15 protein-coding genes are annotated in these 19,433 nt (G+C 25.5%); all 15 read right to left on the bottom strand.

Annotated elements, in window-relative coordinates:
• Positions 1-22: 22 nt before the first annotated feature.
• Positions 23-877: a hypothetical protein gene (locus IQC44_RS05095; protein ID WP_198305269.1), complete on the bottom strand. Its 855-nt coding sequence runs from the start codon at positions 875-877 to the stop codon at positions 23-25.
• A 10-nt stretch (positions 878-887) separates the two neighbouring features.
• Complete coding sequence (locus IQC44_RS05090) at positions 888-1,994, bottom strand: DUF808 family protein (protein WP_198305268.1); 1,107 nt, start codon at positions 1,992-1,994, stop codon at positions 888-890.
• Between the two features lie 24 nt (positions 1,995-2,018).
• A complete protein-coding gene (gene fliP, locus IQC44_RS05085) occupies positions 2,019-2,684 on the bottom strand; it encodes a flagellar type III secretion system pore protein FliP (protein ID WP_198305341.1) in 666 nt (221 codons plus the stop codon).
• A gap of 105 nt (positions 2,685-2,789) precedes the next feature.
• Positions 2,790-4,568 (bottom strand): penicillin-binding protein 2, encoded by a 1,779-nt coding sequence (gene mrdA, locus IQC44_RS05080; RefSeq protein WP_198305267.1) that lies wholly within the window; start codon positions 4,566-4,568, stop codon positions 2,790-2,792.
• Positions 4,565-5,005 (bottom strand): hypothetical protein, encoded by a 441-nt coding sequence (locus IQC44_RS05075; protein WP_198305266.1) that lies wholly within the window; start codon positions 5,003-5,005, stop codon positions 4,565-4,567. The genes mrdA and IQC44_RS05075 overlap by 4 nt, the downstream gene beginning before the upstream one ends.
• Positions 5,006-5,071: 66 nt before the next feature.
• Positions 5,072-5,350: an EscU/YscU/HrcU family type III secretion system export apparatus switch protein gene (locus tag IQC44_RS05070; RefSeq protein ID WP_198305265.1), complete on the bottom strand. Its 279-nt coding sequence runs from the start codon at positions 5,348-5,350 to the stop codon at positions 5,072-5,074.
• Between the two features lies 1 nt (position 5,351).
• Positions 5,352-7,673, bottom strand: a complete 2,322-nt coding sequence (locus tag IQC44_RS05065) for a hypothetical protein (protein ID WP_198305264.1) — start codon at positions 7,671-7,673, stop codon at positions 5,352-5,354.
• A gap of 12 nt (positions 7,674-7,685) precedes the next feature.
• Complete coding sequence (locus IQC44_RS05060) at positions 7,686-9,188, bottom strand: PAS domain-containing sensor histidine kinase (RefSeq protein ID WP_198305263.1); 1,503 nt, start codon at positions 9,186-9,188, stop codon at positions 7,686-7,688.
• A 33-nt stretch (positions 9,189-9,221) separates the two neighbouring features.
• Complete coding sequence (locus IQC44_RS05055) at positions 9,222-10,247, bottom strand: alanine racemase (protein WP_198305262.1); 1,026 nt, start codon at positions 10,245-10,247, stop codon at positions 9,222-9,224.
• On the bottom strand, positions 10,225-12,084 hold the full coding sequence (gene uvrC, locus IQC44_RS05050) for an excinuclease ABC subunit UvrC (RefSeq protein WP_198305261.1): 1,860 nt from the start codon (positions 12,082-12,084) through the stop codon (positions 10,225-10,227). Before uvrC ends, IQC44_RS05055 begins: the two co-directional genes overlap by 23 nt.
• Position 12,085: 1 nt before the next feature.
• Positions 12,086-12,850 (bottom strand): phosphotransferase, encoded by a 765-nt coding sequence (locus IQC44_RS05045; RefSeq protein WP_198305260.1) that lies wholly within the window; start codon positions 12,848-12,850, stop codon positions 12,086-12,088.
• Entirely contained in the window at positions 12,840-13,448 is a 609-nt protein-coding gene (pnuC, locus tag IQC44_RS05040) for a nicotinamide riboside transporter PnuC (RefSeq protein WP_228286259.1), read from the bottom strand. The genes IQC44_RS05045 and pnuC overlap by 11 nt, the downstream gene beginning before the upstream one ends.
• 74 nt (positions 13,449-13,522) lie before the next feature.
• Positions 13,523-16,123 (bottom strand): response regulator, encoded by a 2,601-nt coding sequence (locus tag IQC44_RS05035; RefSeq protein WP_198305259.1) that lies wholly within the window; start codon positions 16,121-16,123, stop codon positions 13,523-13,525.
• A gap of 62 nt (positions 16,124-16,185) precedes the next feature.
• Positions 16,186-18,378: a diguanylate cyclase gene (locus IQC44_RS05030; protein WP_198305258.1), complete on the bottom strand. Its 2,193-nt coding sequence runs from the start codon at positions 18,376-18,378 to the stop codon at positions 16,186-16,188.
• Between the two features lie 90 nt (positions 18,379-18,468).
• Positions 18,469-19,386, bottom strand: coding sequence for a GGDEF domain-containing response regulator (locus tag IQC44_RS05025; RefSeq protein WP_228286258.1), 918 nt, complete (start codon positions 19,384-19,386; stop codon positions 18,469-18,471).
• Positions 19,387-19,433: the final 47 nt, after the last annotated feature.

The following is a 19,433-nucleotide window of genomic DNA, read 5'->3' as shown; positions in this document are numbered from 1 at the left end:
TTAATATTATAAGAGTTTTTTATCATCTGTTCTTTGTAATATAAATAAAAGTAGATAAAGATAATATTATTACTCCTACTCCAATTATTAAATATAGAGCATTTATCATTTGGCTATAGTCATTTATCGCAATTTTAAATACTACCAAAAGAGCTTCTATTAATAGTGCTATTATGATTGTTATCATAAATTTTGTTAAAACTTTATATTCTGATTTCTCATTTTTATCATAACTTTTAAATAAAACCTCTTGTTCTAAAACTGTTTTTGCCAAATCAAATATAGCTAAACCCAAAGTTAAAGCAATGATTGGTTTAAAAATATACTCAATAGAGATAGTATGGTTTAAAATAGAGTCTATAAAATCGTATAAAGAGTAAAATATTGTAAAAAGTGCCAAAGCAATCATTAAAATACAAACAACAACATAAAATGTTTTATTTAATATATTGAAATTTTTGTTTATCTCTAAAAAGCCTAATTTTTTTAAAATTGTTTGTAAATTGAAATCCAAAAATATTATGCAATCATCTACTTTTATGATAGTTGTGATACAAGTTTGTGCTGTTGCACTACTAACATAAGGTTTTGTAATAGCTATTTTTTCATCTTTAAAATTGATATTATCTAATAAATATTGTCTATTTCTTCCTATTGGTTTTTCTACTATTTTATCTTTAAAAATATTTGGTGAAGTTTGATTTAAACTATTTATATCTGAAATATATATAAGTTCTAATGAAGGAAATATTTTGAAAAGTTCTTGATAATTATTTGAAGATTTTGATTTTATATCACCAATATTATAAATGCTCTCTTTTATAAAAATCTCTATATTTTTTTGATTTTTATTGTATATTTCTATAAATTCTTGCATAAAAAATCCTTTACTTACTTAATTTTACTTTTTTTACTACTTTTGAAAATATTGGTACTATTAAAACTACAATGTATCCAATAATTGCTCCCAATAGTATCTCACTAAAAAATCCACCAAGAGGAACAGCTTTTAAAGTTTCATCAAACGAGTTTAATATATGAGTTTCATGAGATATTATTCCACCACCAACAGCAAGCATTGCAATAGTTCCTAAAAAACCAATAGTTTTTATAATATATGGCATAGATTTTACAAAACTATCACCAATTTTTTGTAAAGCTAAATTTTTCTTTTCTTGTAGATAAAAACCTATATCATCAAGTTTTATAATAAGTGCAACTATTCCATATACAAAAATAGTTGTCAAAATACCAACGCTAATTAAAACAAAAAGTTTAGTTAAAAAATCGTTATTATTAAGTAAACTTAAACTAATAACTATAATTTCAAAAGATAAAATAAAATCTGTTTTAACAGCACTTTTTACTTTTTCATCTTCAAAGTTTTCATTTGAAAGCTCTTTTTTAACATTATCTTCGTTTTGTTCTTTGTGGTGAAAAAACTTATCTAAGATACTTTCAACCCCTTCATAAGCTAGATATGCTCCTCCAATTATTAAAATAGGAGCTATAGCCCAAGGTGCTAAATAACTCAAAAGTAAAACAATAGGAATAATGATAAATTTATTTATAAAACTTCCTTTTGCAATTTTATAAACTATAGGAAGCTCTCTTTGTGCTGCCTTTCTTTTTGCTTCAAGCATTGCTATATTTCTTATATGTTCTAATTCAGCGATTATTTCTTGTTTAGAATTCTCATCAAGTTTTTTTATATTTTCTTGTAAATCATCAAGAGACTTTGCTTTTTCTAACTCTTTTTTTAAAATTTCAGAAGTTGTTTCATTTGTAAAATTTGCAATGGCTGCTAAATCATCAACCAAAAGACCACTTGATTTTACAGTTGCAAGTTTTGTGTAGGTCGCAATATCATCAAAAAGTAGCCCAATATCATCAAGTGAAGTTGCTAAACTTTTAGCAGTTGTTGCCATAGTTTTTCCAGCAAGTGAGCCAATATCATCTGCTAAAATAGATAAATAACCTAATATTCCAGTCATTAAAGTCCTTTTTGTATGAAATAATTATTTAAAGGATTGGGCTAGATTTCCAATTATTAGTTGCCAACCATCAATAGTAATAAAGAAAATAATCTTTATAGGCAATGAAATCATAACAGGAGGAAGCATCATCATCCCAAGACTCATTAGAATGGATGCAACAATAATATCAATAACCAAAAATGGTAAAAAGATTAGAAATCCAATCTCAAAAGCAGTCCTAAGTTCCGAAACAATAAATGCAGGCATTAAAATTGTAATAGAAACATCATCTATATTTTTTGGATTTTCCTCTTTTTTAATTCTATAAAATAGGGCTAAATCTGACTCTCTTGTATTTTTTAGCATAAACTCTTTAAAAGGTTTTATACCTCTTTCAATAGCTACATCATAGCCTATTTTTTCATCCATATAAGGAACAATTGCACTTTCCCAAGATTTTTTAGCATAAGGTTCCATAATAAAAATTGTCATAATAAGTGCTAAAGAGATTATTATTTGTGTTGGTGGAGATTGTTGAAGTCCTATAGCTTGTCTCAATAGTGCAAAAACAATGATAAATCTAGTAAAAGATGTAACCATTAAAAGTAAAGTAGGGGCTAATACTAAAAGTGCTAAGAATATTGCAATATTTATAGTTTTTACAAATTGTGCTGGTTCTTCAAGTGCAGCAACAGATAAGTTTATCATAGGAGCAGTTTCTGAAAATGCAATGTTAAAAAAAATAAATAAAAGAAAAAATATTCTCAAAAAAAATCCTAAAATAAAAAGTCTTCGATTTTATCTAAAATCGAATTAATTATCCAAAGTTATATAACCTAAATCTAAAAGTTTATTATAAATTTTACTCAAAACTTCACCAGTAGCACTTCCACCCCCACCACCGTGTTCTTGTAAAACTGTAACTGCATATTTTGGGTTTTTATATGGTCCATAGCTAGTTATCCAAGCATGAGATCTTTGGTAATACTCCATTTCACTCTCTTTCATTCTTACTTTTTCACTTTGAGGAATTGTTACAACTTGTGCTGTTCCTGTTTTTGTAGCTATTGGAACTCTTGAACTTAAGTATTTTCGTGCAGTTCCTCTATCTCCGTAAGATACATCATACATACCTTTTCTAAGGACATCTAGGTATTTTACAGGAATGTCAAGCTCTTTTGGTTCTTCATAATGTGCTTTGTTGAAGTGTGGTTTTGGAAGTTTTCCAGTTGCTATATAACTTGCATACCTTGTGATTTGAAGAGGAGTTGTAAGCATATTTCCTTGACCAATAGAGGTAATTACAGTTTCTCCTACATACCAAGGTTGTTTTAATTTACTCTCTTTCCACTCTTTGTTTGGATTTATTCCTGCAAATTCATTATTTAAATCAACTCCAGTTACTTTTCCTATTCCTAATTTATCTAAAGTTTGAGAGATTTTATTTATTCCTAATTTTAAACTCCCTTTGTAATAAAAATCATCACAACTTTGTTCAAGTGAGCTTCTAAATCCAATATGTCCGTGTCCTGTTGTTTTCCAACATCTAAAATTTCTATTTCCAATAGGCAAAGAACCTGTACAATTTACAGAGAAGTTTTCACTAATTCCATGTTCTAAAAATGCCAAAGCAACTCCCATTTTTATAACAGATCCAGGAGGGTATAGACCATTTGTAATTTTATTTGTAAATGGATGATTAAAATCATTTCTCATTTTGTCCCAATCTTCTTGAGAAATTCCTCTTGCAAAAATATTGCTATCATATTCAGGAAAAGATGCAGCTGCTAAAATTTCACCATTATTTACATCCATAATTACAATAGAACCACTTTTTCCTACAAAAATCTCTTTTAAATATTCTTGAAGTTTTATATCTATTGATATTTTTATATTATTATTTGTTGAAGCTTCTTTTTCGTCTAAAACTTCAATTTCCTTGTTGTAGGCATTTACTTTTACATCTTTGTAGCCCAATTCACCTTGCAACTTATCATTGTAATATTTTTCAATTCCATTTTTTCCCACTATTCCAGTAAACCTTGCTATTTCATTGTTTAAAATATCATTTTTTGATGCTCTTCCTGTATAGCCAATTATATGTGAAGCTGCATCTTTAAAAGGGTAAAATCTTTTTGTTGAAGAGTCGATTTTTATATCTTCGTGAGAGGCTAAAATAGTATATTTTGAGAAGAATTCATCATAAGGAACATAATCAACAATCGTTATAAAATTGTGATTATAAGCTGAATCTTCTTTTAAATATGTTTTTATTAATTTATCTTTTTCTAGGTTTGGAAGTTGTTTTACTATCAAATCTACTATTTTTTCAAGTTCAGCTCTTTTTTTCTCCCTTCTTAAATGAGGCTTTATTGAAATAGAAAATCCCATCTCATTTATTGCTATTTTTTCTCCATTTCTATCTTCAATTATACCTCTAACAGGTGTTTTATAAATTTTATTTATATAGTTATTTTTTGATAACTCTTCATAATAAGTATTTGATTTAATAGATAGAAAATATACTCTTGAAAGTAGGGTAATTAAAATTGCTATTATTAAAATATAGATTAAATTTAGTCTTAAAATCAAAGAAAAACTCCAAAAAATATAAAATCAAGTATAAGATTTATAAGTAAAGCAAAAAATATTTTTTGACTCATTCCATAAAATATTGACCACATAATAAAAAGAGCAATATAGAAAAATAGCATATAAACATAGCTATTTGCTAAATCATAAGAGCTATTTTGATTTGCTTTAGGAATAATAAATATATATATAAATAAAGATAAAAGAGTCAATGAAAAAGGTTTTAATCCAGAATTTATCTCAACAAATAAAAATGCAATTATTATAAATGTTAAAGAGTATAAATACCTTTTTTTAAGGCAAATATAAAAGCCTGTAAATAAAACTCCAGCAAACATAACTAATAAAAAATTTATAGATGCAATAATATTTATAGAAACTATGATAATTAAAATAAAAAAAAGGATAATTGGATTTTCAAGTTTGTTTCTAATCATTTTTTCAAAATAGTCTTTATAAATTTAAGTCAAAGATTATATTATATAAACTCTTAAAACAATAAACTATCTTTTTTTTGAAAGGTCATAAATAAAAGAAAATATCTCTGCAACTGCTTTATACATTGAAGTTGGAATCTCTTTATCTACATCAATTTTTGATAAGAGTTCTACTAAATCTTCATCTTTTTGAATAGGAATATTATTATCTTTTGCTATTTTTATTATATTTGTTGCCGTTGCTCCTTGCCCTTTGGCTGTAATCATTGGAGCATTATCTTTTTCTATATCATATTGTAAGGCTACAGCTTTTTGTACAAAATTTTCATCTATTCTTTTATCCATCTTAAGCCTTTATATCAATTCCTGAAGTGATATTTTGATTGAAAATATTATTTATATAGTTACTTGTTGGAGTATCTTCACTATTTTCTTTCATATCCAGCAATTTTATATTCATAGGAATAATATCAACACTATTTAAAGCGATTTTTAACTCTTGAATATTTTCTCTAATTGCCACTTTGAAATGGTCTCTTTGAGCGTAAATTGTTAAATCCATCTTATTTTTATCATAAAGACCTAGCATTAAATCAACTTTCCCAAAATCTTTTAAAGTAAGATTGATTTGACAATAAAACTTATCTTCTTCTGCTTTTTTTATATTTATTGAGCCATCTTCAAGCATTTCCCACACAAAAGGTACATAAACAAAGTTTGAGTTTGAAACTAAAGAGTTTAGTTGATGAAAATCTATTTGTGTTAAAAGTTTATCAACTTGCTTTAAAATCTCTGTTGATTTTGCATCAGTTTTTGTAGTTAATTCCTCTTTTAATTGTAATAAAATAGTTTTAATATCATCTTTTGATGATGTTTTTGCATCTTTTTCTACTTCTAAATTTGAGATTATATGCTCAATTTTATTTACTGTTTTTTCTAAGTGATTTTGAATATTTAAGTTATTTGGATTTGAAAAACTATTTAAATTCTCTTTTAAACTACTTAAAAGAGGAGATAAATTTGAAGCAAAATTGTTTGAAAAAGTACTTAGGTTATTTTGAGATATATTTTGATTTATTTGTTTTAAATCTACCATATTTTGCAATGTTTCATTTTTTATAAAAAGGTTTTCCATTTTTAATAAATTGTCAATTATTGGTAAAATATTTCTACTATTTTGGTTTAAAATTGGATTATTTATAAGATCATTTTTTATTTGAACTATTAATTCTTTTGTATCATTTGTTATTTGTATTTTTTGAGCTAAATCTTGGGGAGCTTGGCTTTGTAAAATTTGAGCTTCATTTTTAGCTATTGTTTGATTTGAAATTTGTGTAGTTTGTGTTGTATTTTGTGCAATTGGCTCTTTTATTTGGTTTTGTATTTGATTTAAAAAAGCTTGAGTTGTTTGAATTTTACTTTGTGTATTTTGGTTTGAAACTTCTGTTTGTGGTGTTTGTATTTGATTTATTGGTGTTTGTTGTGCTTTTGCATTTAAAATATTTTGTTGTAGATTTTGAATTTGTGCCTCTTTTGGCTGAGTTTGAGTATTTTGATTTTGTGTTTGGCTTGATATTGGGTTTTGAATAGGAGTTTCTAGCTTTAGTTGTTTAGTTAAATTATTTTCAATTTTTGATTCTACTAAAGTTGCTTGATTTACTATATTTTTAAGCTCTTTTGTAAGTTTATTTATATTATCAAACTCTTTTGGGCTAAGACTTTCACTCAAAGTTTGAATATTTTGAGTTAGATTTTTTAGATTATTTATCAATGGATTATTTGAGATAGTTTCTGTATTTGCAGGGACTAAAGTCCCTGTTCCGATAGGGCTTTTGATTTCTCTATTTGTTGTTAGAGTTGTTGTTGGGTTTGGAATTGAGAAATTTTGAGTTGGTGTTTTTGTTTCTGTATTTGTAGGGACTGAAGTTGCTGTTCCGATTGGTGTTTTTGCTTCATTGATAGTTTGAGTTAAATTTCCAGTTTCAATTTTTGTTTGATTTTGTGGAGTTTGAGAAATATTTTGATTTTGTAGAACATTTTGTGTTGTTTTCGCTTCTCCATTGGCAGGGATTGTAATTCCTGTTCCGATTGGTGCTTTTGCTTCTTGACTTATTTTTGGATTAGAAATATCTTGTAAAACTTTTGTTATTTGTTCATTTAACTGTTTTGAAATAGGAGTTTCAATATTTTTTATCAAGCTTTGAATATCTTTTAAAATATTTTCTACTTTTGTTGTTTCACTATTTACTAGCTTATTTTCAAGAAAAATTCCAGAGTTTTTTATCTGCTCTTTTAGATTTGTAGAATCTAAATCTTTTATATTTTTTGTTAAATTTTCTATTAAAGGTTTAAATTTTGCCAAACTATCGCGACTTTCTACATCTTCTAAGAGATTTGATAGGTTTGCAAGATTTGTAGAAACATTTCCCAACTCTTTAAAAATAGTTGAATTTTTAAGAATATTTTCTATAGTTGTAGAAGATTTTGAGCCATCTTTTATATTTTCAAATAGCTCTTTTATAACTTTTGTAGCAGTAGTTTGGGCTTTTGGGTCATCTTTTACAAGAGTTTCCAAAGTTTTTATATCAGCTTCTTTTAGAACATCATTTAAAACTTTATTATTGTTTGCTAATAAAATATTTAGTGCAGATGTTCCAGAAACCAACATTTAAAACTCCTTTTATTGTAAAGCTACTTTTAAATTATCTTCAAAAACAATAACAAAAGATGCACCTTTATACTCTTTATTTTTAAAAGTAAAGCTTATATTACTAGCTTTTATTGTTGCATTGTGTCTTTGAGTTATAAATTTATGAGTCATAGCAAGTCCTATTCCTGTACCGAAATTTTGATGCTTAGTGGTAAAATATGGTTCAAAAATTCTATTTATAATATCTTCACTTATTCCTCCACCACTATCTTTTATCTCCAATCTTAAGCTAGTTCCCAATTTCTTTGTGCACATTAAAATTAGTCTATCTTTTGAATCTTCAACATTTTGTACTAAAGCATCTTTTGCATTATTTATAATGTTTATAAAAGATTGAATTAACTCATTTTGAAAACCAGATATTAGTAAATCATATTGAAAATCTGTAACAATTCTAATTTTATTCATTTTTATTGCAGAATCAAGTAAAGATAGTGATTTTTGTAGAGTTTTTAAAATACTAATATTTTCTAAATCACTAGTATTTACTATAAAATTTCTAAAATCATCAATAGTATCAGATAAATAGTTTGATTGATCAACAATCTTTTTCATATCACTATTTAATTCATCTTTATTTAGTTTGTTTAGATTATTTAATAAACTTGTAGAACTAGCAATTGATGTAATAATACTTAAAGGTTGTCTCCATTGGTGAGCTATATTTCCAACCATTTCGCCCATAGAAATAAGTCTTGATTGCTCTTCTATTAGTTTATTCCTTGAAATATCTTTCATATTTAGTAAAATATGCTTATCATCAATTCTATATGGAAAAAGTACAACATCAATTTTTTTATCTTTTATTATACAATATTTTTCAAATGGCTGGGGGATATTTGTCTTTAAAAACTCTTCAAGACTTCTTCTTGAATCTTCAAGAAACTCTTCTGAAGTTAGTTCTATGCAACTTGTATTTAAAAGTTCTTCTTCACTAAGACCTGTAATATCGCAATAAGTTTTATTTACTTTTATAAAATTTGTATCTAAATCAATTATTGCTAAACCGTCTATTGTATTATTAAATATTGCATCTAATTCATTTTTTTGAGCTTTTATCTTTTTTAAATCAAGCTCCAACTTTTGTTTATAAATCTCTTGTTCTGTTATATCTTGAGTTGTACCAAAAGAGGAAATTGCATTGTTATTTTCGTCAAACTTAGTTTCAAATCTTTGTTTTAGATATTTTAATCCACTTGATTTTGTAATAATCCTATGAACTAAAGTAATCTCCTTTTCAAGATTTTTTAAAGAGTTTAAATAAAAATTATTTACAGCTTCTTTATCTTCGGGATGAATTAAATCTAAAAAATTTTCATATTTATGTTCAAAACTATTTTTATCTATTTCTAATATATTATAAATCTCGCTAGAGTAGGTAATTTGATTAGTAATTAAGTTAAACTCCCAAAATCCAGTTTTTGATAGTTTCTGTAAATATTCTAACTTCTCTTTATAATATTCTTTATTCATAAATTTTCCCTAAAACAGTTATTTCTTGTTTTATTATAGCAAAATCTCTTTTTTTAAACCCTCTTTTAAGCTACAAGTTATCTCATAAGTGATTGTTTTATGTATTTTTGCTAAATTTGTAACATCATCAAATATACAAACTTCATTATCTTCACTATTTAAGGATAAATTATCCATAGAAACTCTTCCTAAAACTTCAAAACCTTTTGGAGTTTTGTAAGAGTCATCTTCATTTAATCTTAAAAATCCATCACCATATCCAATATCATAAGTTGAAACTACCATGTTTTCTTTAGCTTTAAATTTTCCACCATACCCAAGGCTTTGACCTTTTTTAAGCTCTCTTGTTGCCATTTTTGTTGCCCAAAGCGACATAACTGGTTTTAATTTAGGAAAATCAAATACTTCATCATTATCTAAATATCCATAAGTTGCAATTCCTACTCTTGCAAAATCTTCATCAAAAATTTGCTTTCTAAAAAGTCCTGCTGAATTGCAAGAGTGAAAACTAGGGACTTTGATTAAAAGTTTTTCACATAGTTCTTTTACCTTAGTTTTTGCTTTAGTAAAATTTTCATTTTGCCAAAAAAAATCAGTGCTTAAAGTATCTGCACCTCTATGGTGTGTAAAAACCCCAGTAATATTGGCTTTTCTCTCTAAAAGCCCTAAAATAGCCACTTCAATATCATCTATACTTATTCCATTTCTATGCATTCCACTATCAATTTTTAAGTGAATATTTGCATTTTGTGGTACTTTGTTTATATCATCAAGTGAATTAATTGCTATGTGAAAAGTATGTGAATAGTTGTGAAAAGAGTTATCTGCTAAAACCACAATATATGAAAAATAATCTCTTATTTTTTGTGCATCTTCTATTGTTCTTACTACTGCTTTTTGGATTCCAAACTCTTTGCATAAACTAGCAATTTCTATAAGCCCATGACCATAAGCATTATCTTTTAAAACAACAGCAACTTTTTCTTTACCTTTTGCTTTTTTTGAAATCTCTTCAAGATTATAAAAAAGATTTTTTTTACTTAATAATATTTTCGCCACTTCTATCCTTATTAAAATAATCTAAAATTGTATTTGCATCTTTTTCATTTAGAACTGTTTTTAGTTCTTCAAAAGGTGCATTTTTTATCTTCTCAAACTCTCCAAAATATAGAAGAAGTTTTTTGATTTTTGCTTCACCAATACCTTTTATTTGTAGAAGTGAAATCTCTTTGTCTTCTGCTCTTTTCTGTTTTTTATGGAAAGTTATTGCAAATCTATGAGCTTCGTCTCTCAATCTTTGTACGAATTGTAGTCTTTTATCACTTGTAAGCAAATTTAAGCTTTTTAGTTCATTATTTGAAGACCTATAATGCACTATATCTTTTGCACTTCCTTTTGCTCTATGTGATTTTGCATCTATTTTCTCTTTTGAAATAGCAATAATATCAAGATTTATTCCCACACTTTGAACAATATCAAATGCAAGTTTTAACAAAGTAGTTCCTCCATCAATAACCCATAAATCAGGAGCTGGGTTTTTGATAAAACTCTCAACTCTTCTACTTAACATCTCTTTCATTTGTGAGTATTCATCAAGACTTTCAAGATTGTAGTGCCTAAAAGATTTTCTATCAAAATTTTCAAGCTCTTTATTCCAAACTATCATAGCACCAACTGTTGCTTGTCCCATCATATGTGAATTATCAAAGGCTTCAATTATAAAAGGAAGAGTCTGAAGAGAGAATAGCTCTTTTATTTGACTATAAATCTCATTTTCATTTTTTAAGTTTTCTAACCTTAAAAGTTCATCGCAATTATTTAAAGCTATTTTTACCAAAGAGGCTTTTTTATCTATTTTTGGATTTACAATTTTTACTCTTTTTTTAAGTTTTTCTTGTAAAAACTCCTCTAAATTTTCAACATCTTCAAGCTCATCTGCTACAATTAGCTCTTTTGGAACTATTGGAAGAATACTTGAGTAGTAGTTTATTATCGCTCTTTTATAAGCTTCTTGTAAATCAAACTCTAACTCAGTGTTTATTTTTATGAAATCATAGTTTGAAGATGCAAGTTTTCCATCTCTTATAAACATTCGCACAAGAACTGCTTTTTTGCTACTTGATTTTATAGCAAAAATATCCAAATCTTCATTTGTAGCCAAATCTATACCACTTTTTATTTGTGATTTTTCAATAGTTTTTATTCTATCTCGTAAATTTAAAGCCTCTTCAAAACGAAAATTATCTGAATAAAAATTCATCTTCTCTTTTAATTTTGAGATAAGTTTTGATTTATTGTAAATAAAATTTAAGGCATCATCTAAAAGATTTTTATACTCATCTTTTGTAATTTTCTCTTCACAAGGAGCAAGACATTTTCCTATTTGATGAAAAAGACAAGCTTTTTTCCCTTTTATACAGGATTTTTTTTGCACAAGCGGAACTATCTCATAAATACTATCAAGCATATCTTTTGCACCACTTGAATATGGTCCAAAATATCTTATATTCTTTCCCTTTTCTATCTTTCTTGTAATCTCAAGTCTTGGAAAATCATCATTTAAATCTACAAAAATATAAGGATAGGTTTTATCATCTCTTAAAAGTACATTGTATTTTGGTTTTAGCTGTTTTATTAGAGAGTTTTCCAAAATCAAAGCTTCGTGTTCATTTGGAACAACAATCCACTCTAAAAATGTAGTCTCACTTATCATCTTAAAAATTCTTGGACTTAAATCATAAGCAGGTTCTAAAGTAGGGCTAAATTTAAAGTAGCTTCTTACTCTATTTTTTAAATTTTTTGCTTTTCCAATATAAAGAAGATGTCCTTGTTTGTCAAAATATTGATAAACTCCAGCACTAGAGGGAAGTTGTTTTAATTTCTCTTCTAAATTCATTTTAAATCTTTGTACTATTTTCTAAAGAGCTAAACCATAAAGCACAGATATTTTTATATATCTTTTTATACTCTTTTAGCTTTTTTATGTAGCTTTTTTTTATCTTTTTAAAATAGTTATTTAAAAATATTTTCTCTTCTCCTTTGGTAAATTTAAACTCAACACAAATAGTTGCTAAATCAAAAAATCTATCATTTGTTCCAGCATACTCCCAATCTATAATTGAAATTTTCTTATTTTCTGTAAAGATTATATTTTTTGGGTTTAAATCGTGATGAGTTAAAACCAAATCTTTTTTATATTTTTTAAGAGTTTTTAAAGCTTTTTGAGTCTTTTTTAGAAGTTTTGAACTCTTTTCATCTTTTAAAATAGATGAGTAATATTTTAAATCTTTAGCAAAATTGTAATTTTTTGATTTTAAATCAATTTTATGCATTTTTTTTACAATTTTACTTAAGTTTTTTATCTCTAAATTAGATAATTTATCTTTATGAACACCTTTTTCATAAAGATAAATCATAAAATCTTTATTAAGAAAAATAGGTTTTGTTGCAAAACCCTTTTCATAGGCTTTTTTTTGAGTCATAAATTCAAACTCTCTACTAATATTTACACTTTTTTTTGATTTAAAAACTCTTAAAACATACTCTTTATCTGTCGTTTTTAATAAATATGAGATATTATTTATCCCTTGAGTTTTAAGTAGTTCTATATTTAGTAATTCACTTTTAAAAATATTATATTTTTTTATCTCTTCAAGATTCACTTTTTAACTCTCTTTTCCATTCAAAATAAGCAATTGCTGCTAAAACAGTATAAATTACCATTAAAAGAGCAGTTACATAAAACTCCTGATTTATATATAAATAAACTGCACTTGTATCAATAACTATCCAATATAGCCAGTTTTCTAAAATTTTTCTTGTCATCATAAAAGTTGCAAATAGTGCAAAAACTGTGATTGTTGAATCTAAATAAGCATTTACAGCATCTGTGTAGTTTTGCATATAAAAACCAACAAAAAAAGATATTATTGCTAAAGAAGAAATTATTATTAAATTCTTTTTTAGACCATATGAGCTAATTTCTAACTCTTTGTTTTTTTTATTATTTGCAAATTTCCAAGAGTAAAAACCATAAATTGCCATTAATAAATAGTAGGCATTTAAAAAACTTGACATCAATAAACTAGCATCAAAAAATAAAATCGTATAAATCAAAGTACTAATAAATGCAGCTGCCCAACACCAAATATTTTGTTTAATCGCCATTAGTAGGTAGATTATAGACAAAGATGCAGCTAGAATTTCCCAATTTGACATAAGATTAAAAGCTTCATTTAAGCTTGAAAAAATATTATCCAAAAAATATCCTTGTTTAAAATAGGGTGGATTTTAGCGAAAAAGCTATAAAACTAGCTGTATATAAAATCTATTTCCTATTTTAAAGCCAAATTAATCTCATTTATTGATTTTAGTGCATCATCATACTCAAAATTATCAATTTGATTTTCAAGATTAGATATTAATTCACTATTTTCTAGATGATTTTTCAAAGAACTTATAAGAAGGTTTTTCTTGTCATCTTCTATGAATTCACTTAAATTTATCTTTTCTTCAATATTTTTTAATAAGATTAATAACTGCTCTTGATTTATTGTTTCATCAAAGTTTGTGAAGTTTAGATTTATTTTCTCATCAATATTTTTTATTAAACTATTTACAACTATTAGAAGTTCATTTTTTAGTTTTTGTAAATACTCTAAATTTTCACTTTGTTCGATTTTTAAACAAAGTTCATATATCTCAAAAGCCCCAATATTTGCACTTGTTCCTTTTAGAAGATGGATTGTAGATTTAAACTCTTTATCAAGTATTTCAAGATTTTGAAGTTTTTCAATAATAGGTTTTGTACTATTCGAATAGATTTTTAGTATATTTAAAACTCTATCTTGGCTTGAGTATATATCTTGAAGTCTTTTAAAGTTTATTCCTTTTATATCAAATATAAAACTAATATCATCTATTCCTTTTTTCTCTTCATAGCTAGTAATACTTTCTAAATATTTTTTCAAAGTTGCTTCAAGCTCTTTTATATTTATTGGCTTTGCAAGATGTTCATTCATTTTTGCTTCTAGGCATTGTTCTTTATCTTTTTTCATAACAGCAGCACTTAGAGCGATAATTGGAATATCTTTGTCTTTTTCTCTTATTTTTCTACTAGCTTCAAAACCATCCATTAAAGGCATTTGTAAATCCATTAGGATTAAATCATAAGAGTTTAAACTATGGAGTTCAACAGCTTCAAGACCGTTTGAGGCAATATCTACTTCTAAAGAGTAAGATTTTAAAATATCACTAGCAACAAGTTGATTTGTCTCATTATCTTCAACAAGTAAAATTTTACCTTTGAAATATGTTTTTTTAAGCTCTTTTGATTTTAAATTTATATTCTCATCTTCTAAAATAGCATTTAAAAGTGCTGATTGAGTAATAGGCTTATTTAAAATAATATCAGGTTTTATATCTCTTTTTAAGGCAACTTTTTCTAAGTCATTTTTTAATAAAGCACTAATCATAATCATTTTTGGGAAAGTTTTATTTTGCATTTTAGATATGCTTTCTATTACATCAAGCCCGTCAATTTCAGGCATTTTCCAATCTACAATTAAATAATCTATATCAACTTTTGATGCTATTTTTATAGCTTCTCTTCCACTACTGCAAACAATTGGTGTTATATTCCAAGATTTTAGAAGTGATGAGATAATCTCTCTTTCTATTTCATTATCATCAACTACTAAAAATGTACAATTTTCCAGGAAGTTTGGTACTTCAATATTATGTCTTTTGTTGTGAGATACTTTTAGTTTAATATTAAAATAGAACTCACTTCCAAAGCCTTTATTACTTTTAACATCAATATCTCCATCCATTAAAGATATTAACTCTTTTGTAATAGATAATCCAAGTCCAGTTCCTGCAAACTTTCTAGTGTTTGAGTTATCTACTTGTGAAAATGCTTGAAAAAGTTTTGATAAATCTTCACTATTTATTCCAATTCCAGTATCTTTTATTTTGAAGTTTAGGTATATATCATCTTCTACAATCTTATCTAAATTAACACAGATTGTAATATCTCCAAACTCTGTAAATTTTATAGCATTTCCTACAAGATTATTTAAAATTTGAATAATTCTTAAAGAATCACCTATTAAATATTTTGGAATATTTACATCATAATCAATATGAATTTCAAGTTTTTTCTTGTGAATACTGTTTTCAAACATATCAGTTGTAGTTTTTAAAATATTTTCTAAAGAGAACTCTTCATTATTTAAAACAAGTTTTCTTGCTTCTATTTTTGAGTAGTCTAAAATATCATTTATTACTCCCAAAAGTGCAACAGAAGAGTTTATTGATTTTTGCACATAATCTTTTTGAATAGGGGATAAATCTGTATCAAGAAGTAGGGAGTTAAGACCTATTATTCCATTTAGTGGAGTTCTTATCTCGTGGCTCATATTTGCTAAGAATTGGCTTTTTATCTCATTTATCTCTATTGCTTTTCTTTTTGCTTCATTAATCTGTGTAACATCAATAAAAGTTCCAATTAATCCAGCTGGTTTTCCATTTGCTTTTTTAAATCCTGAAACATAGTAAATAGTATCGTGAAGTTTCCCATCGCAATATGGCATAAGTTGTTCTCTTTTTACAACAGTTGATGTTTTTATAACCATCTCATCTTCTTCTTGATAGATTTTTCTATCTTCCATTGATAAATAATCCAAATCAAGAACTCTTTTTCCAATTAAATCATCTGCATTTGTAGAAAAAACTCTCTCATATTCACTATTAAATCCTAAAAATCTACTATTTTCATCTTTATAAAAAATAGGTACAGGAATATTATCTATTAAGCTTTGCATAAAATGTATCTGTTCGTGAAGCTCTTTTTCAATATTCTTTAAACGATTATTTTCTTCTAAAACTCTTTTATACTCTTCAAGTTCTTCATCACTCAAATAGTTATTATTCATATCTTCCCTTACAATAAATCTTATATATTATAGTATAGTTATACTTATTGGAAAATTATTATTTATAAAATCACTACTTTGTTTCTTCCTGTTTGCTTTGCTTTATAAACAGCATCATCAGCTCTTTTAATTGTCTTCATAATATTTTCATTTTCATAATATATTGCCCCACCAAAAGATGAGGTTCTATGTCCTACTTTTGTAAATTCAAAATCTTCTACAGCTTTTCTTAATTTCTCTAAAATCGTTTTAAGGTCATCTTGATTTTTTATTTTTAAAGTTAAAATAAACTCTTCTCCACCCCATCTAATTAAATAATCATCATGTCTTAAATTATTATTTACTACTTCTACAAACTCTTGCAAAACAATATCTCCAATATCATGACCAAAAGTATCATTTACATATTTAAAGTGGTCAATATCAAGCATTGCTATTGCTAGATTTGAGTTTAAAGTATGATAATTTTTTATAAATTCTTTATAATTTCTATCAAAAAACTCTCTATTATAGGCATTTGTTAATTTATCGTGTAGTAGTTTTTCTTCAAGTGCAAAGTTTTTTGAAGCAGTTTTTGTAATATCCGTAAAAGAGATGATTTTTACATTTGTATCAAGTGAACTTATATTTATTGTAAAAATATGCTCATTTTTATTTACATCATCCATTTTTACAAGTCTATCTAAGTCATCTTTCTCTTCTAACTCTTCAATCCAATAATCTCTATTTTTTATTTTACTTAAACAAAAGAAATCTTTATCTTCTTTAAAGAAATCACAAATACAACTATGTTTTTCTTTAAAATCTTCCAAGTTTTCATATCCAAAAAATGATAGAAACTTATCATTTGCAAACTCTATTTGTTTACCATTTGTTAAAATAATAATATTTTCTTGTAAATTTATAAGATTTTTTTGCATTTCATAAGATTTTTGAAGCTTCTCTTCTATAATTTTCTCTTTTGTAATATCTTTAATAATAGAAAATAAAACAGTACTATCTTTCGTTTTTATAGGTGAAGAGTTTACTTCTACAATTTTAATTTCACCACTTTTTAATTTATGTTTGAAATGAAAAATATTTTTATTTAAAGTTTTTGCTTGATGTAATTCATCATTTAAACTTATATTTATTTGTGAAATATGTAAATTCTTAATCTCCTCTAAAGTGTAGCCATAAAACTCCAAAGCACTTCCATTTGCATCTAAAATATTTCCATTTTTTGGACTTACTAAAAGCATAATAGCTGAATGAATTCTAAACATATTCTCAAATCTAGCTTTTGACCTTTTTAACTCTTTTATTAAGAAAAGCTCTCTGGAGTGATATTTTTTAATATATATGAAAAAAAGATAAGATAGGATAAGAAAAAGTATAAAAAAGATACAAATAGTTTTTAAATATTTTTTAAAATTTAATAGATATTTATCTTCAGCTAGAGTTGATAAGATTATAAAAGGCAAATCCCATTTTAAAATCTCAAAACTTGCAATTATATTCTGATTTTTATCTTTATATTTTAAAATTTTATTTTTAGTATTCAATATATTGATTAAATCTTTTTCTATAAAAGTGTCATTTGTTGAAAGTTGTAAAGTATAATCACTTTTATTTAATAAAAATAGATTTGTATTACTTGCTTTATTTATAGTTTCTAAAGTATTTAAAATACTTTCTTGATTTATGGTTGCGATAATTACACCACTTAGCTCTTTATTTTCATCTCTAATAGCATTAAACTGAACAAAGGCTTTTTTATTTCTGCTTTTTGTTATTAATATTTTTGAAAAACCTTTGTCTAAAGAGTTGTTATTTTTTATCTCTTGAAAATAGTCTCTATCATTTACATCAATTTTTTCAATAAGATGCTTTGATGAAGCTTTTGCAAAGCCATCTTTATCAATAAAAATAATTTCATCTATCATAGGAAAATTATTTACAAATATATTTAGTTTATTTTCAATAATTATTTTTTTCTGAGCATTATTTGAATTTGTAAAAATGATATTTTCATTTGGAATATTTATTATCATATTTTTTGCTAGTTCTAGTAGATTATCTATTTGTGTAAAGTCGTTTTCTAGTTTTTCTGATACAAGAGATACAATATCATTAACTTTTGTTTTTGCATCATTTATAGATTTATTGTACTCCATAAATAGTTGTATAAAAAGTATAGAAAAAATTATAAGTGATGAAATAATAAGCCAAAATATGGTTACTTTTATAAATTTAAATCTATTTTTAAGATCCATCGAATATTCCCTATAAGCTAGTATATTAAAATATAAATAATTTTATATGTTTATCTATACAGATTATAGCAATATTAGATTATTTTATATTTAAATTTTACTAATTAAAAAATTATTTTTTCCAGAATTCTTAACTTTATATAGAGTTTCGTCCGCTTCCATAAGGATTTTTATTTTTGGAATTTCATTATTTGATAAATAATAAGCAATTCCCATAGATATTGTTAGTTGAGAACTAATTAATGAATATTCATGTTTTATCTTTAGTTCTTTTATGGATTCTAAAATATTATTAGAAATTTTTTCTAAGCCTTGTTCATCAATATCTTGTATTAAAACAACAAACTCTTCTCCACCATAACGAGCCACTAAATCGTTTGCTCGATTTAGAGTACTTTGTAAAGAGCTAGCAACTTTCTTTAAAGCTATATCACCTTGACCGTGACCATAATTATCATTGTAAGGTTTAAAATAATCTATATCAATCATAATTAGGGCAAAATTACTTTTATCTCTTTTTGCTTTGTTGTAAACTCTTTCAAAACTCTCATCAAAAAATCTTCTATTTTTTATATTTGTAAGCCCGTCATACATTGAAAGTTGCTCAAGAAGGTCAGTTTTTAGTTTTAGATTAATTTGATTTTTTATTCTTATTTTTACAATAGATTTAGAGTAGGGCTTTGTAATATAATCAATTGCACCAAGATTTAAACCATACTCTTCATCTTCTTCACTACTTTTTGCAGTTACAAAAATTATTGGAATATTTTTTGTTTTATCACTATTTTTTAATTTTCTCAAAACTTCATAACCATTAATATCGGGCATTTCAATATCTAGTAGTATTAAATCTATATTATCTTGAGAGTTTAAAATTTCTAAAGCTTTTAGTCCTGATTTTGCTATTTTTATGTTGTAATCATCTTTTAAAATATCAGATAATATTATTAAATTTGTAGTCATATCATCTACAATTAAAATAGTTGGTTTTAGATTTAAGTTTTGCAAAATTTTCCCTTTTTATTTTAGGGATAAATTTTATCGTTTAAATTATA

Origin of the sequence: Arcobacter vandammei, assembly GCF_016106035.1 — a bacterium.
In the GTDB taxonomy this organism is placed as follows: Bacteria; Campylobacterota; Campylobacteria; order Campylobacterales; family Arcobacteraceae; genus Aliarcobacter; species Aliarcobacter vandammei.
Note: the sequence above shows the minus strand (reverse complement) of the source record. Positions and strands in the feature narration are given on the sequence as shown.

Coding starts and splice junctions, on each gene's coding strand:
- IQC44_RS05035 (WP_198305259.1), bottom strand. CDS start 16,123: ATGAATAATAACTATTTGAGTGATGAAGAACTTGAAGAGTATAAAAGA.
- IQC44_RS05095 (WP_198305269.1), bottom strand. CDS start 877: ATGCAAGAATTTATAGAAATATACAATAAAAATCAAAAAAATATAGAG.
- IQC44_RS05030 (WP_198305258.1), bottom strand. CDS start 18,378: ATGGATCTTAAAAATAGATTTAAATTTATAAAAGTAACCATATTTTGG.
- IQC44_RS05065 (WP_198305264.1), bottom strand. CDS start 7,673: ATGTTGGTTTCTGGAACATCTGCACTAAATATTTTATTAGCAAACAAT.
- IQC44_RS05060 (WP_198305263.1), bottom strand. CDS start 9,188: ATGAATAAAGAATATTATAAAGAGAAGTTAGAATATTTACAGAAACTA.
- IQC44_RS05075 (WP_198305266.1), bottom strand. CDS start 5,005: ATGATTAGAAACAAACTTGAAAATCCAATTATCCTTTTTTTTATTTTA.
- IQC44_RS05070 (WP_198305265.1), bottom strand. CDS start 5,350: ATGGATAAAAGAATAGATGAAAATTTTGTACAAAAAGCTGTAGCCTTA.
- uvrC (WP_198305261.1), bottom strand. CDS start 12,084: ATGAATTTAGAAGAGAAATTAAAACAACTTCCCTCTAGTGCTGGAGTT.
- IQC44_RS05090 (WP_198305268.1), bottom strand. CDS start 1,994: ATGACTGGAATATTAGGTTATTTATCTATTTTAGCAGATGATATTGGC.
- fliP (WP_198305341.1), bottom strand. CDS start 2,684: ATGATAAACTTATCTGTTGCTGCACTTGAAGAACCAGCACAATTTGTA.